At 67.3% G+C, this 14402-nt stretch carries 14 protein-coding genes and 1 rRNA gene; 1 reads left to right on the forward strand and 14 read right to left on the reverse strand.

Annotation, left to right across the window (positions count from 1 at the left end):
• Window positions 1-39: 39 nt before the first annotated feature.
• The 4 genes from NVV57_00005 to NVV57_00020 form a co-directional block, all read right to left on the reverse strand.
• A 16S ribosomal RNA gene (locus NVV57_00005) occupies window positions 40-1562 on the reverse strand.
• Window positions 1563-2009: 447 nt separating this feature from the next.
• A complete protein-coding gene (gene tyrS, locus NVV57_00010; GenBank protein MCR6711148.1) occupies window positions 2010-3365 on the reverse strand; it encodes a tyrosine--tRNA ligase in 1356 nt (451 codons plus the stop codon).
• A gap of 7 nt (window positions 3366-3372) precedes the next feature.
• Window positions 3373-3774: a GNAT family N-acetyltransferase gene (locus NVV57_00015; GenBank protein ID MCR6711149.1), complete on the reverse strand. Its 402-nt coding sequence runs from the start codon at window positions 3772-3774 to the stop codon at window positions 3373-3375.
• Between the two features lie 146 nt (window positions 3775-3920).
• Window positions 3921-4490: a hypothetical protein gene (locus NVV57_00020; protein MCR6711150.1), complete on the reverse strand. Its 570-nt coding sequence runs from the start codon at window positions 4488-4490 to the stop codon at window positions 3921-3923.
• 78 nt (window positions 4491-4568) lie between these two features.
• On the opposite strand from NVV57_00020, the gene NVV57_00025 reads away from it, so the two are divergent.
• Window positions 4569-5045, forward strand: a complete 477-nt coding sequence (locus NVV57_00025) for a YbaK/EbsC family protein (GenBank protein ID MCR6711151.1) — start codon at window positions 4569-4571, stop codon at window positions 5043-5045.
• A 12-nt stretch (window positions 5046-5057) separates the two neighbouring features.
• Here the strand turns inward: NVV57_00025 and NVV57_00030 are convergent, their stop codons facing one another.
• The 10 genes from NVV57_00030 to argC form a co-directional block, all read right to left on the reverse strand.
• Window positions 5058-5183, reverse strand: a complete 126-nt coding sequence (locus tag NVV57_00030) for a hypothetical protein (protein MCR6711152.1) — start codon at window positions 5181-5183, stop codon at window positions 5058-5060.
• Window positions 5180-5779: a CHAP domain-containing protein gene (locus NVV57_00035; GenBank protein ID MCR6711153.1), complete on the reverse strand. Its 600-nt coding sequence runs from the start codon at window positions 5777-5779 to the stop codon at window positions 5180-5182. Before NVV57_00035 ends, NVV57_00030 begins: the two co-directional genes overlap by 4 nt.
• Before the next feature lie 161 nt (window positions 5780-5940).
• Window positions 5941-7359 carry an argininosuccinate lyase gene (argH, locus tag NVV57_00040; protein ID MCR6711154.1) on the reverse strand — a complete coding sequence of 473 codons (1419 nt, stop codon included), beginning with the start codon at window positions 7357-7359 and terminating at the stop codon, window positions 5941-5943.
• A gap of 2 nt (window positions 7360-7361) precedes the next feature.
• Window positions 7362-8570, reverse strand: a complete 1209-nt coding sequence (locus NVV57_00045) for an argininosuccinate synthase (protein ID MCR6711155.1) — start codon at window positions 8568-8570, stop codon at window positions 7362-7364.
• A gap of 14 nt (window positions 8571-8584) precedes the next feature.
• Window positions 8585-9064, reverse strand: coding sequence for an arginine repressor (gene argR, locus NVV57_00050; protein MCR6711156.1), 480 nt, complete (start codon window positions 9062-9064; stop codon window positions 8585-8587).
• Window positions 9061-9990: an ornithine carbamoyltransferase gene (gene argF, locus NVV57_00055; protein MCR6711157.1), complete on the reverse strand. Its 930-nt coding sequence runs from the start codon at window positions 9988-9990 to the stop codon at window positions 9061-9063. Before argF ends, argR begins: the two co-directional genes overlap by 4 nt.
• Entirely contained in the window at window positions 9987-11210 is a 1224-nt protein-coding gene (locus tag NVV57_00060; GenBank protein ID MCR6711158.1) for an acetylornithine transaminase, read from the reverse strand. Before NVV57_00060 ends, argF begins: the two co-directional genes overlap by 4 nt.
• Window positions 11207-12118, reverse strand: coding sequence for an acetylglutamate kinase (gene argB / locus NVV57_00065; GenBank protein MCR6711159.1), 912 nt, complete (start codon window positions 12116-12118; stop codon window positions 11207-11209). Before argB ends, NVV57_00060 begins: the two co-directional genes overlap by 4 nt.
• On the reverse strand, window positions 12115-13290 hold the full coding sequence (argJ, locus tag NVV57_00070) for a bifunctional glutamate N-acetyltransferase/amino-acid acetyltransferase ArgJ (protein MCR6711160.1): 1176 nt from the start codon (window positions 13288-13290) through the stop codon (window positions 12115-12117). The genes argB and argJ overlap by 4 nt, the downstream gene beginning before the upstream one ends.
• The gene (gene argC / locus NVV57_00075; GenBank protein ID MCR6711161.1) at window positions 13287-14336 is read right to left on the reverse strand and encodes an N-acetyl-gamma-glutamyl-phosphate reductase; all 1050 of its coding nucleotides are present in this window, start codon (window positions 14334-14336) and stop codon (window positions 13287-13289) included. The genes argJ and argC overlap by 4 nt, the downstream gene beginning before the upstream one ends.
• Window positions 14337-14402 lie beyond the last annotated feature (66 nt).

Below are 14402 nucleotides of genomic sequence, written 5' to 3' on the forward strand. Positions count from 1 at the left end.
GAGTTATGGACAGCTCGAAAGCTGCCAAGTGCTCCTTAGAAAGGAGGTGATCCAGCCGCACCTTCCGGTACGGCTACCTTGTTACGACTTAGTCCCAATCGCCAATCCCACCTTAGACGGCTCCTTCCCAAAAGGGTTAGGCCACCGGCTTCGGGTGTTACCGACTTTCGTGACTTGACGGGCGGTGTGTACAAGGCCCGGGAACGTATTCACCGCAGCGTTGCTGATCTGCGATTACTAGCGACTCCGACTTCATGAGGTCGAGTTGCAGACCTCAATCCGAACTGAGACCGGCTTTTGGGATTCGCTCCACCTTACGGTATTGCAGCCCTTTGTACCGGCCATTGTAGCATGCGTGAAGCCCAAGACATAAGGGGCATGATGATTTGACGTCATCCCCACCTTCCTCCGAGTTGACCCCGGCAGTCTCCTATGAGTCCCCACCATTACGTGCTGGCAACATAGAACGAGGGTTGCGCTCGTTGCGGGACTTAACCCAACATCTCACGACACGAGCTGACGACAACCATGCACCACCTGTATACGGCGCCGAAGCACTCCCTATCTCTAGGGATAGACCGTATATGTCAAGCCTTGGTAAGGTTCTTCGCGTTGCATCGAATTAATCCGCATGCTCCGCCGCTTGTGCGGGCCCCCGTCAATTCCTTTGAGTTTTAGCCTTGCGGCCGTACTCCCCAGGCGGGGCACTTAATGCGTTAGCTGCGACGCGGAACTCATGGAAAGAGCCCCACATCTAGTGCCCACCGTTTACGGCGTGGACTACCAGGGTATCTAATCCTGTTCGCTCCCCACGCTTTCGCTCCTCAGCGTCAGTTGTGGCCCAGAGACCTGCCTTCGCCATTGGTGTTCCTCCTGATATCTGCGCATTCCACCGCTACACCAGGAATTCCAGTCTCCCCTACCACACTCTAGTCTGCCCGTACCCACTGCAGGCCCGAGGTTGAGCCTCGGGTTTTCACAGCAGACGCGACAGACCGCCTACGAGCTCTTTACGCCCAATAATTCCGGACAACGCTTGCGCCCTACGTATTACCGCGGCTGCTGGCACGTAGTTAGCCGGCGCTTCTTCTGTAGGTACCGTCACTTTCGCTTCTTCCCTACTGAAAGGGGTTTACAACCCGAAGGCCTTCATCCCCCACGCGGCGTCGCTGCATCAGGCTTGCGCCCATTGTGCAATATTCCCCACTGCTGCCTCCCGTAGGAGTCTGGACCGTGTCTCAGTTCCAGTGTGGCCGGTCGCCCTCTCAGGCCGGCTACCCGTCGTCGCCTTGGTGGGCCGTTACCTCACCAACTAGCTGATAGGCCGCGAGTCCATCCCAGACCGATAAATCTTTCCAGACGCATCCCATGCAGGAGCGTCTCGTATCCGGTATTAGCACCGGTTTCCCGATGTTATTCCAGAGTCTGGGGCAGGTTACTCACGTGTTACTCACCCGTTCGCCACTGATCGAGGGGAGCAAGCTCCCCTGTCACCGTTCGACTTGCATGTGTTAAGCACGCCGCCAGCGTTCGTCCTGAGCCAGGATCAAACTCTCCGTTAATGTTTGATAGCAATCCGACCGAAGTCGGTTCACATACATACGAAGTGGTTCCGAGGAACCGGTTTAATCTCTAGCAAATGAACAAATGTCACTGACATTTATTTCTTTACCAAAGGAATCTCGCATCGATCGAGCCGAAGCTCTCTCGATGCCAGAGGTTTGGCATCGACATGTGGCACACTGTTGAGTTCTCAAGGTTCGGACGCGCACCTAACTCAACCCTCGCGGGCCTCGTTTGGGGCAACCCTTCTAACTTACTCCCCTTGACCCTTCCTGTCAACTCGCCTTGTCGGCGTGTCTCCAGTCCGGAGGGGCCTCCAATCGTACCTCTGATTGGGCGCGCATGCGACCGCTCGTTGATCCGATGGAGGTGCTGTCTCAGGTGACTCCCGCGGCCTTGTTCAGTCCTGCGGTAAGTGCTTCCTTCGTCGGCAGCAAGAGAAAACATTACGGGCTGTGCGTGCGCCAGTCAAATCGCCTGAATCTCGGGCGTGTCGTGCACATCATGCCTGGTAAGTTGCAGTTTACGGTCGTGGCGCGGCTAGCTCGCGCGCACGAGTCCCACAGACTTTTTCCGCGTCGCAGCACAATCCACCCGCCGTCAAGCGCGTGGCTCGCACCGAGGACCAGCTCCTCGTCGTCGACCCTCACGTTATTGACGTAGGCGCCGCCCTCCGCGATGGCCCTGCGCGCCGCCGCGCGGGACTCGACGAGCCCTGTTTCGACCAGCGCGTCGACCACCGTTGCGCCAGCGCCAAGCGAGGCACTCGGCACCTCTTGAGCGACCCCTTCAAGCGTCACCGAATCGAGCCCACCCAGCTCCCCCCTGCCGAAGATCGCCTGGCTGGCCTCCACAACGGCGGTGGCAGCGTCGGGCCCGTGGACGAGGGAGGTGACCTCCCATGCCAAAGTGCGCTGCGCCTCCCGCTTGAACGGCTCATCGGCGACGGCGCGCTCAAGGCGCTCTATCTCCTCGTGAGAAAGGAATGTGAATACCTTGAGGTAGCCGATGACATCGGCGTCTGCCTGGTTGAGCCAGAACTGGTAGAACGCGTACGGCGACGTGAGTGCGGCGTCGAGCCACACGGTCCCCGATTCCGTCTTGCCGAACTTGGTGCCGTCCGCCTTGGTGATCAGGGGCGTCGCGAGCGCATGCACCGAGGTGCCGGTCGCCTTGCGCACCAGCTCCGTGCCGGCCGTGAGGTTCCCCCACTGGTCGGAGCCGCCCGTCTGCAGCGTGCAGCCATAGCGCCGGAAGAGCTCGAGGTAGTCCATGCCCTGGAGCACCTGGTAGCTGAACTCGGTGTACGAGATCCCCTCTTCGGAGTTGAGGCGGCGAGCGACCGTGTCCTTGGCGATCATCGTGCCGAGCCGGAAGTGCTTTCCGACGTCGCGCAGCAGCTGGATCGCGGTCATGTCCTTGGTCCAGTCGAAGTTGTTGACCATGCGCGCCGCGTTGTCGCCCTCGAACGACATGAACGGCTCGATCTGCGCCCGGATCCGCTCCACCCAGTCATGGACGAGCTCCACGGGGTTGAGGACGCGGTCGCCCGCCTCCTTGGGATCGCCGATGAGCCCGGTTGCGCCGCCGACGAGCAGTAGCGGGAAGTGGCCCGCGTCCTGCAGCCGACGCACGGTGAGGATCTGCACGAGGTTGCCGATGTGCAGGCTCGGCGCGGTGGGATCGAAGCCGCAGTACAGCGTCACCGGCCCCTGGCTGAGGGCCTCGCGGAGCGCGTCGTCGCCGGTCGTCTGCGAAATGAGGCCGCGCCAGGCGAGCTCGTCAAGAATGTGCTCGGTCATGATGCGCCTAGTCTGCCAGCGCGAGGTCCAATCCCATGCACACTCGCCCCTCCGCGAGGTAGTCGCTCGCGGGCTTGAAGCCGATTCCGCGATACAGCGAGATCGCCTCCCTGCGGTTGGGCAGGACCGCAAGGACGATCCGCCGCACCCCGTGCTCACGCGCCCAGATCGTCACCGCGGCGATCAGCGCGCGGGCCACGCCCTGCTCGCGCTCCGCAGGCAGCACGAACATGCGCTCGAGCCGCACTACGCCGTCGGCATGCGGCACCGCGAGCGTTTGGCCGACGACGTCCGTGCTGCGCAGGGCGAGGAACGCCTCCCCAGCCGCCGGCCGCGCGTCATTCGGGTAGTTCGCGAGGTGCTCGACGTACTCCACGGGAAGCTGCGCGGCACGTCCTCCCCAGCCCAAGCGTCGGGCAGGCGAAGGTACCCCTCGAGCAGTGCCCTGCCCGCCTCGAGCAGCTGCGGGTGCTCGCTGAGGCGGACGATCGCCGCGTGCGGCTCAGCGATGGCCATGGGGCGCCTTCATGTGCCCGACGCTAACAAAGGTCACCGTCATTTGTCCGGTATTCGCGCGGTCCCGTCAAGAACCACGTCGGCTGCGGCGGGCAGTCCCGCGGCGGCCAGGTGGCCGGTTTCGATCGCCTGCCAGCGTTGCCATTCGCCGAGCATGCCCTCGCCGTCGCGCGCTATCCCGCGGCGAAGGCGCTCGTCGGCCGGCGCGTCGACGAACACGGTGAGCACGGCGAGCTCACGGGCGCGCGGCATGCCGACGCCGACGCCCTCGATGATCAGGAACGCGCGCTGAGGCACGCGAATCTCGTGGGTTCGGCGGCCCTCCACCCAGTCCCACATGCGGAACGTGCCCTCCCCACCGGCGACCAGCGGCTCCAGGATCTGATCGAGCAGCACCTCGGCGAGCGTCGCGAGCCCGTCCCAGCCCTCGTAGAGGTCGTCTCCGTGAAGTATCTGGACCTCAGCGCCCTCGGCGAGCGGAGCGTCGGGCCGGAAGGTGCCGGCGCCCGCCGACGCCTCTCCCCGAGCGCGACCGCAAGACGGTTCGCGAGGGTGGACTTGCCGGAGCCGGCCGGGCCGTCGATGAGGACGAGGCGCGTCCGACCGCAACCCGGGGCTGCATCCCGCACGCGTTGCGCAATATCGCGGATGCTGGGATTGCCCACGGCGCAAGACTACGGTGAGGCTATGCATCCTTCGAGCGCGCGCATCATGGACCTGTTGGCTGGCTTTGGCCTCGGCACCGAGGTGCGAACGCTCGCCGATTCCACCCGCACCGCGGCGGAGGCGGCGGCCGCCCTGGGCTGCGACGTGGGCGCCATTGCGTCCTCGCTCGTGTTCCTCGCCGACGGCTCCCCCGTCTTGGTGCTGACGTCGGGTTCGCATCGGGTTGACACGGAGTTGCTTGCGGCCCAGATCGGCGCCTCCGAGATCACGCGCGCCTCCGCCGACACAGTGCGCGAGGCCACGGGTCAGCCGATCGGTGGGGTGGCGCCGCTCGGCCACCCGGCACCCGTGCCCACCTATATAGACGTTGAACTCAAGAAGCACGGTGACCTGTGGGCTGCCGCCGGCACACCGCATTCGGTGTTCGACATCTCGTACGACGACCTGAAGCGGGTGACCGGCGCCACCGAGGTGGTTGTGGAGGCGCCGGCCACCTGACGCGATGGGAGGTCAGGCCGACTTCTTGTCGTGGATGACCTCGATCTTGCCGCCCGAGCTGTTGATCAACGACTTGAGTGTCGTCAGTTTCACCTTGTAGCGCTTCGTCTTCTGGTCCCCGCACTGCGCCTCGCTCACGTACACATAACCGCCGATGATGTCGTCGATGTAGGCGACGTGTCCCGCAGACGTGTACGTTCCCGAGGCATCCGGGGCGGCTTCTTCGCACCCGAGTCGAACTGCAGCACGGCACCCTTCGCAGGGGTCTTGTCAACCGTGATCAGGCTGCTCTTGCACTTGCGAGCCCGCTCGTCCCACGAGGCGGCGTTCTTGCCGGTGGCGCACTTCTCCACAAAGTCGTAGCGCCCTGACTTCTGCAGACGGTACGCAACGTAGCGCGTGCAGTTGATGCTCGTGCCACTGCACGTCGGTTGCCCCCACGCCTTGGACTTGGTGGTGAAGCCCGAGTACGACACACACGCGACGCCCTTCTTCCAGCACGTCCACGACGCCGTCGAGATGCCTCCGATAGAGGCGGTCTTCACGGCCGCCTGAACATGGACGACCTCGGCGGCTGGCGCCTTGCTGAGCTGCACCGGCTGAGAGGCCGACGCCGGCCCCACGGCAAGGCCCGCGGCGAGGAGGCCCGCGGCCCCAATGGCGAAAACCTTGGCGATGCGGTGATTGCGCGCACGCGAGCGCGCTGACTTCCAGTTGCTGACATAGGTGAACACGAAGGTCCCCCCTTTCCCCTTGAGTACACCGCCCAGTCGAGACGGTGTTCCCGATGCTGGCAGGAGATCCGCAGCCCCGCAACAACCGGGTGCAGCGTGTGGAGAAATCGTCACGATCTCGCGGAGGCTGACCCCTTGGGGGCGGGTGTGGAGCCAGCCCGTCAGGAGCGCAGCGCGGCGATCTCCGCTCGCGCCGCCGCGAGTTGCTCCGCAACTCGTTCGGGCGCGGTCCCGCCCGCTCCGTTGCGAGCCGCCAACGACCCCGGAACCGTGAGGACCTCGAGCACTCCCGGGTTCAGGTGCTCGGAAATCCCGCTGAGCTCCGCCGGCGTCAGCTCGTGGAGCTGCTTGCCCGCGCCTTCGCAGAAGCGAACACACGCTCCGGCAACCTCGTGAGCGTCGCGGAAGGGAACCCCTTGCCGCACGAGCCACTCGGCGACGTCGGTCGCGAGCGAGAATCCGGCGGGCGCGAGTTCCGCGAGCCTGGCCGTGTTGAAGCGGAGCGTCGCGATCATGCCGGTGAGGGCGGGGAGCAGCACCTCGAGGGTGTCGATGGCATCGAGCGCGGGCTCGTGGGCCTCCTGGATGTCCCTGTTGTACCCAAGCGGGAGGCCCTTGAGCGTCGCGAGCAGCCCGGTGAGGTCGCCGATGAGGCGGCCGGCCTTGCCGCGAGCGAGCTCGGCGATGTCGGGGTTCTTCTTCTGCGGCATGATCGACGATCCGGTGGAGAACGCATCGTCGAGCGCGACGAACCCGAACTCCACGGTCGCCCACATGACGATCTCCTCGGAGATGCGAGAGAGGTCAACACCGATCATGGCCGCGACCCACACGAATTCCGCGATGACATCGCGCGATGCCGTGGCATCGATCGAGTTCTGGGTGGGCCCGCTGAACCCGAGCTCTGCCGCGACCGCGGCTGGATCCAGACCCAGCGTCGACCCGGCGACCGCCCCCGCCCCATACGGAGAGAGTGACGCGCGGGCGTCCCAGTCGCGGAGACGCTGAGCGTCGCGCAGCAGCGGCCACACGTGCGCGAGCAGCGCGTGGCCGAGCGTCACCGGCTGCGCGTGCTGGGAATGCGTGCGGCCGGGCATGGGGGCGTCGAGGTGCGCCTCCGCCTGCACGGCGATCGCCTCGGAGAGATCGAGCAGCAGCCCGGAGATCTCCGCGGCGTGGCGCCGCAGGTACCGACGCTGCAGGGTCGCGATTTGGTCGTTGCGCGAGCGGCCCGCACGCAGGCGACCCCCCAGCTCCGGTCCCACCCGCTCGATGAGCAGCCTCTCGAGCGCGCCGTGAACGTCCTCGTCGGAATCGGCGGGGGTCGCCGCGCCCGCCGCCACCTCAGCGCGCAGGGACTCTAGCCCGGCCACCATGCGAGTCGCCTCGTCGTTCGTCAACAGCCCAGCCACAGCCAGAGCGTGCGCGTGCGCGATCGAGCCAGCCAGGTCGTCGTCCGCATACCGCCAGTCAAACTGAGTGGACTTGCTCAACGCGGCGAGCGCGGCGTCGGGCCCCGAGGCGAACCTGCCGCCCCACAGCGCTCCCTCTACCGTGGTGCCCTCGTTGGTCTCACTCATGACTAGAGGCCCGTCCCGGAAGACGCAGCCCGCGCGGCCGCCTGCTTGGCCGCGAGCCCGTAGATCTCGATGAACCCGCGCGCCGCCGACTGGTCGAACGTGTCGCCCTCGTCGTAGGTGGCGAGGCTGAAGTCGTACAGCCCAACCGAAGACCGGCGGCCCGTGACCGTCGCCTTCCCGCCGTGGAGCTCCATGCGGATCTCGCCCGTGACGTACTCCTGCGTGTCGTCGATGAACGCATCGAGGGACTTCTTCAGCGGCGACGACCACATGCCGTCGTAGACCAGCTCGGTCCACTCGTCCGCGATGCGCTTCTTGAACCGCGCCTGCTCGCGCTCGATCGTGACGTTCTCCATCTCCCGGTGCGCCTCGATGAGTGCGATGGCCCCGGGTGCCTCGTAGATCTCGCGGCTCTTGATGCCCACGAGGCGGTCCTCGACGATGTCGATCCGGCCAACGCCCTGGGCGCCCGCGCGGCGGTTCATCTCCACGATGGCCTCGAGCGGCGAGACGGGCTGCCCGTCGATCGCGACCGGGATTCCCCGCGAGAACTCGATCAGCACCTCGTCCGGAACCGGCGGGAACGCGGGGTCGTCGGTGTAGTCGTAGACGTCCTTGGTCGGCGCGTTCCAGATGTCCTCGAGGAAGCCCGTCTCCACGGCGCGGCCCCACACGTTCTGGTCAATCGAGAACGGGTTCTTCTTGGTGGTCGCGATGGGCAGCGAGTGGCGCTCCGCGTACTCGATCGCGCGGTCGCGGGTGAGCGCGAGGTCGCGCACGGGGGCGATGCACTTGAGCTCGGGCGCGAGCGAGACGATGCCAACCTCAAACCGCACCTGGTCGTTGCCCTTGCCCGTGCAGCCGTGAGCCACCGTTGTGGCGCCGAACTGCTTTGCAGCCGCGACCAGGTGCTTCACGATCACCGGCCGCGACAGGGCAGATACCAGGGGGTACTTGTCGTGATAGAGCGCATTGGCCTTGAGCGCGGGCATGCAGTACTCGTTCGCGAACTCGTCGCGCGCGTCGGCGACGTAGGCCTCCACGGCGCCGCAGTCGAGCGCGCGCTGGCGAATGACGTCAAGGTCCTCGCCCCCCTGACCCACGTCCACGGCGACGGCAATCACCTCGGCTCCCGTGGCGTCGGCGATCCAGCCGATCGCCACCGACGTGTCGAGGCCGCCAGAGTAGGCGAGGACAATCCGTTCAGTCATAACGTGTTTACCTTTCAGTGGCCCGACGCTCGGGCTAGAAATCTCTGGGCGAGGCTCTCCCCGCCATCCGGTAGGCGGGAGATCACGATGATGGTGTCGTCGCCGGCGACGGTGCCGAGGATCTCCTCGTCGTCGTGCGAGTCGATCGCCATGGCGAGGAACTGCGCGGCGCCCTCGGGCGTGCGCAGAACGGCGAGGTTGGCGCTGCCAGCCGCCGAGTGCAGCAGTTCCGCGCACAGCCGGTTGAGGCGCGTGGCGCCGTCCTCAAGCGACTCCATGGTGGCCTGCGTCGCGTAGGTGAGGCGGCCGTCGGCCCCACGAACCTTGACCGCGCCCACCTCGACGAGGTCCCGGGAGAGGGTGGCCTGGGTGACGTGGATTCCCTCGCCGTCGAGGACGCCGGCGAGCTGCGTCTGCGACTCCACGCCGCCCGCCTCGATGAGGTGGCGGACGCGGGCCTGGCGCGCGGCCTTGGTGTGCGGGATGACGTTCATTGCTGCACCAACCAGGTCAACAGCGCCTTCTGCGCGTGCAGGCGGTATTCGGCCTCGAGCCACACGACGGACTGGGGGCCGTCAAGCACCTCTGCGGTGATCTCCTTGCCGCGATACGCGGGGAGGCAGTGCAGCACGTTCGCTCCGGGCGCCGCGAGCTCGAGGGTGCGCGCGTTGACCTGGTACGCGTCGAAGGCGCCCGCGCGGTCGGTGGCGGAGGACTCATCACCCATGGACACCCACGTGTCGGTAGCGATGACGTCCGCGCCGCGCACGGCGTCGTCCACGTCCATCGTGACCGTGACAGAGCCGCCGTTCTCGGCCGCGATGCGCTTGGCGTCGAGGACGACCGCCTCGCTCGGCAGGTAGTCCGACGGCGCGCCCACCCTCACGTGCATTCCCGCCAAGGCGCCGCCAAGGAGGTAGCTGTGGGCCATGTTGTTGGCGCCGTCGCCGACGTACGTGAGCGTGAGGCCGGCGAGCGCGTCGACGCCGCCGCGGGCGTCGGCCACCGCGGCGAGGTCCGCGAGGATCTGGCACGGGTGGAACGAGTCGGTGAGGGCATTGACCACGGGGACGCCGGCGTGCTCGGCCATCTCGTCGATGCGGTCCTGCCCGAACGTGCGCCACACGATCGCGCTCACCTGGCGACCAAGCACCTTAGCGGTGTCCGCGATGGACTCGCCGCGGCCCATCTGGGAGGTCGCGGTGTCGAGCACGAGCGGGTAGCCGCCCAGCTCGGCGACGCCGACGCTGAAACTCACCCTCGTGCGCGTTGACGGCTTGTCGAAGAGGATCGCCACGCCCTTGGGACCGGCGAACGGCTGGTGCAGCTGGCGGTTGGCTCGGAACGCGAGGGCGAGTTCCAAGACCTCGCGCTGCTCGGCCGCCGTGAGGTCGTCGTCGCGGAGGAAATGTCGGGTCATGGCGTGACCTCCGTGGTGTACGCCGCGATGATCGCCGGCGCGGCCTGCGTGAACCACGCGATGAAGGTGTCGATCTCCTTTGCGGAGATCGTGAGCGCGGGGACCAACCGGAGCGAGTCCGCGGTGGGCGCGTTCACGATGAAGCCGGCCTCGAGCGCCGCGGCGGCAACCTCAGCGGCCACCGGCGCGGACAGCGCCGCGCCGAGCATGAGGCCCTCGCCCCGCACCTCGGTGACGAAGGGCAGCTCCGCCAGCGCGGACCGGGTGTGCTCCCCCACGTTCTTGACGTTCGTGAGCACGTCCTCCTCCTCGAGGATGCGCAGCGTGGCGAGCGCGGCGGCCGTGGCGAGCGCGTTGCCTCCGAAGGTGCTGCCGTGCTCGCCCTTGACGAGCAGGGTTCCGGCCCACGGCCCAAACGCGACGACAGCCCCGATCGGCACTCCCCCGCCGAGCCCTTTCGCGAGGGCCATGACGTCGGGAACCACGCCGTGCAGCTGGTGGGCGAACCACGCGCCCGTGCGCGCCACGCCGGTCTGCACCTCGTCGAACGCGAGCAGCGCGCCGTGCTCGGTGCAGAGGTCGCGGGCCAACTGGAGGTATTCGGTGCTCAGGGGGTGCACGCCGCTCTCACCCTGGATGGGCTCGAGGACGATGGCGGCGAGGTCATCGCCCGCGGTTGCGCGCAGCGCCTCGAGGTCCCCGCGCGGCACGAACTGCACGCCTGCGGGCAGCGGCTCGAATGGCGCCCGGATGGACTCCTTGCCGGTGAGCGCGAGCGCGCCCATCGACCGCCCGTGGAACGAGCCTTCGAGCGCGACGATCCTGGTACGGCCCGTCTTCCGGGCCATCTTGAAGACCGCCTCCATGGCTTCCGTACCGCTGTTGGTGAGGAATACGCGAGAGCCAGCCGGAGCGTCGGACAGCTGCAAGAGCCGCTCCGCAAGGGCGATCTGCGGCTCGGTGGCGAAGAAGTTGGAGGCCTGCGCGAGAGTCGCCGCCTGGGACGCAATCGCCTGCACCCAGCCCGGGTGGGCGTGGCCGAGCGCCGTCACCGCGATCCCGCCCAGCAGGTCGAGGTAGCGATTGCCGTCGGCGTCCCACACGTAGGAGCCCTCGCCGCGGGCCAGCACCCGCTGCGGCGTGCCGAAGGTCGCCATGATGGCGTTCTCGTAGCGGGACAGGCCCGCTTGGTCCAACTCGAGACCCGTGCCGCCGCTCATGTCCACAGCTCCCTGTCCGGCATCACCATGGTGCCGATACCGGCCGTGGTGAAGATCTCGGACAGCATCGAGTGCGCCTGGCGGCCGTCGATGACGTGCGCCTGCGGCACTCCCCCGCGGACCGCGCGCAGGCATGCCTCCATCTTGGGCTTCATGCCGCTCTCGAGCGTTGGCAGCAGCTCTTCCAGGGACGATGCGGTGATCTGTCGGACGAGCGAGTCGCGGTCCGGCCAGTTGCGGTACAGGCCCTCGACGTCGGTGAGGACGATGAGCTTTCGCGCGCGCAGGGCCACGGCGAGGGCGGCGGCCGCGGTGTCGGCGTTGACGTTGAGCACCGTGGTGGGGTCGTCGATGTCCGGGGCCACGGTGCTCACCACGGGAATGCGACCCGCCTCGATGATGTCGAGCACGGCCGCCGGGTTCACCTTGATGACGTCGCCGACGAGGCCAACGTCCACGGCCTCGCCGTCAACGGTCGCGTGCTGGCGCTTGGCCTGAAGCAGCCCGGCATCCTCTCCGCTGAGCCCCACCGCGTGGGGCCCGTGGTCGTTGATGAGGCCCACGAGCTCGCGCGAGACCTGACCGGTGAGCACCATGCGCACCACGTCCATCGCCTCCGGCGTGGTGACGCGCAGGCCGCCGCGGAACTCGGACTCGATCCCCAGCCGGGTCAGCATGTCCGAGATCTGCGGGCCGCCGCCGTGCACCACTACGGGGTGCAGGCCCAGCAGCCGCAGGTGAACGATGTCCTGCGCGAACGCGCGCTTGAGCGTGTCGTCGATCATGGCGTTGCCGCCGTACTTGATGACCACCACGGCGCCCTTGAAGCGCTCTATCCACGGCATCGCGTCGATGAGTACGCCCACCTTCTGTTGGGGCGTGAGGTCGGGGATGTCGATGTCGCTCATGTGGAGTACGCGCTGTTCTCGTGGACGTAGTCGTGGGTCAGGTCGTTGGTCCAGATGGTCGCGGTCGCGTCCCCGGCGTGGAGGTTGATCTCCACCTGCACCTCGCGGTCCGCGAGCGAGACTCCCTCACGCGAGTCGCCGACGCCGGCCGCCCTGCATACCTGCACGCCGTTGATGGCGACATCGAGCTCGGCCGCGTCGAAGGGCGCGATGTCCTCGGGCACCGTGCCCGCGGCCGAGATGATTCGGCCCCAGTTCGGGTCTCCGCCGAACACCGCGGCCTTGAAGAGGTTGGAGCGCGCGACCGCGCGCCCCACGGCCTCCGCCGCCTCCTCGGAGCTCGCCTCGACCACGGTGATGGCGATGTCGTGCGTCGCCCCTTCGGCGTCCGCGACAAGTCCGCGCGCGATCTGCACGCAGACCTCCGTGAGCGCCCCCTCGAACTCGTCAATGCCAGGCATGATGCCCGACGCTCCGCTCACCATGAGCAGGACCGTGTCGTTTGTTGACATGCAGCCGTCGGAGTCGACGCGGTTGAGGGTGGTGCGCACGGCCTCCTTGAGCGCGGCGTTCGCCCTGTATGGATCCACCACGGCGTCCGTGGTGATCACGCACAGCATCGTCGCGAGCCCGGGCGCGAGCATGCCCGCGCCCTTCGCCATACCGCCGACCACCCAGCCCTCGCCGTGCGCGACGGCCTGCTTGGTCACGGTGTCGGTGGTGAGAATTGCGTGAGCCGCGTCGTCGCCGCCGTCCGCGCTCAAACTGGCGGCAGCGTCGGACACGCCAGGGAGCAGCGTGTCCATGGGCAGCCGCACGCCGATGAGTCCCGTGGAGCACACGGCGACGTCGCCGCTCGAGACGTCCCTGCCGTCGGCCTGCAGCGCGCTCGCCACATGCTCGGCCGTGCGATGGGTGTCAGCGAAACCCTCGGCGCCGGTGGCCGCGTTCGCGCCACCGGAGTTGAGGATGACCGCGTCGACTCGCGCGTCCGCCAACACCTGCCGCGACCAGGCGACCGGCGCGGCGAACACGCGATTGGACGTGAAGACGCCCGCCGCGACGTGCATGGGGCCCTCGTTCACCACGAGCGCCACGTCTGGGCGACCGGAGGGCTTGAGGCCGGCCGTGACTCCCGCGGCCACAAATCCGGCGGCGGCGGTGACGCTCACGGCGCGATCCCAATCACGTTCAGGCCCAGCGTCTCCGGCAGGCCCAGGGCCAGGTTCATCGACTGGAGCGCGGCCCCGGCAGTCCCCTTGACGAGGTTGTCGATCGCGCACACGACAACGACGCGACCTGCCTTGCCGTCCACGGCAACCTGCATGATCGCCGTATTCGCGCCCACGGTCGCGGCCGTTGACGGCCACTGACCCTCGGGAAGCAGGTGCACGAACGGCTCGTCCGCGTACGTCTCCTCCCACGCGGCCCTGACCGCTTCCACGTTCACGCCGGCCGCGATGGGGGCCGTCACGGTGGCGAGGATGCCGCGGGCCATCGGCACGAGCACCGGAGTGAAGCTCAGTCGAATGCCACTCGCGCCAGCGGACTCGAGGTTCTGGATGATCTCCGGGATGTGGCGGTGCGAGCCGCCAACGGCGTAGGGAACGGCGGCGCCGAGCGCCTCGCTCGCCAGATACGTGGTCTCGAGCTTCTTTCCCGCACCGGAGTAGCCCACGGCGAGGACCGCGACGACGTCGCCGGGGTCAACGACGCCCGACGCCACGCCCGGCTGCAGCGCGAGCGTCACCGCGGTGACGTTGCAGCCGGGCACGGCGATGCGCTTGGTGCCCGCCAGGTTCGCGCGCTGGCGATCGTTGGGGGTGATGAGTTCAGGGAGGCCGTAGGGCCACGAGCCGGCGTGCTCGCCGCCGTAGTACGCCGCCCATGCCGTGGGATCGGTGAGCCGGTGGTCGGCGCCGCAGTCGATGACGAGCGTCTCCGCAGGCAGCTTGGAGGCGATCTCCGCGGACTTGCCGTGCGGGAGCGCCAGGACCACGACGTCGTGTCCGTTGAGGATCTCTGGGGTCGTGTCCTGAAGGAAGCGATCGGCGAGGGGCAGCAGATGCGGCTGGTGCACCCCCAGCTTGTCCCCCACGGACGAATTGGCCGTCAGGGCGCCGATCTCGACGTCGGGATGCTGACTGAAGACACGCAGGACCTCGCCGCCCACATAGCCGGAGGCACCGGCGACAGCAACGGAGATGGCCATATGCATAACCATACATCCACTTGCATAGTCGGGCAACGACACGCGCCGTTCATGTCCACGAGGCACAATGAC

It is taken from the genome of Demequina sp., from assembly GCA_024707205.1.
GTDB lineage: Bacteria > Actinomycetota > Actinomycetes > Actinomycetales > Demequinaceae > Demequina.

Excerpts from the sequence above, each read along its gene's own strand:
- tyrS (MCR6711148.1), bottom strand. The coding sequence starts at position 3,365 with ATGACCGAGCACATTCTTGACGAGCTCGCCTGGCGCGGCCTCATTTCG.
- argF (MCR6711157.1), bottom strand. The coding sequence starts at position 9,990 with ATGACCCGACATTTCCTCCGCGACGACGACCTCACGGCGGCCGAGCAG.
- argB (MCR6711159.1), bottom strand. The coding sequence starts at position 12,118 with ATGAGCGACATCGACATCCCCGACCTCACGCCCCAACAGAAGGTGGGC.
- NVV57_00025 (MCR6711151.1), top strand. The coding sequence starts at position 4,569 with ATGCATCCTTCGAGCGCGCGCATCATGGACCTGTTGGCTGGCTTTGGC.
- argR (MCR6711156.1), bottom strand. The coding sequence starts at position 9,064 with ATGAACGTCATCCCGCACACCAAGGCCGCGCGCCAGGCCCGCGTCCGC.
- NVV57_00060 (MCR6711158.1), bottom strand. The coding sequence starts at position 11,210 with ATGAGCGGCGGCACGGGTCTCGAGTTGGACCAAGCGGGCCTGTCCCGC.
- argC (MCR6711161.1), bottom strand. The coding sequence starts at position 14,336 with ATGCATATGGCCATCTCCGTTGCTGTCGCCGGTGCCTCCGGCTATGTG.
- argH (MCR6711154.1), bottom strand. The coding sequence starts at position 7,359 with ATGAGTGAGACCAACGAGGGCACCACGGTAGAGGGAGCGCTGTGGGGC.
- NVV57_00045 (MCR6711155.1), bottom strand. The coding sequence starts at position 8,570 with ATGACTGAACGGATTGTCCTCGCCTACTCTGGCGGCCTCGACACGTCG.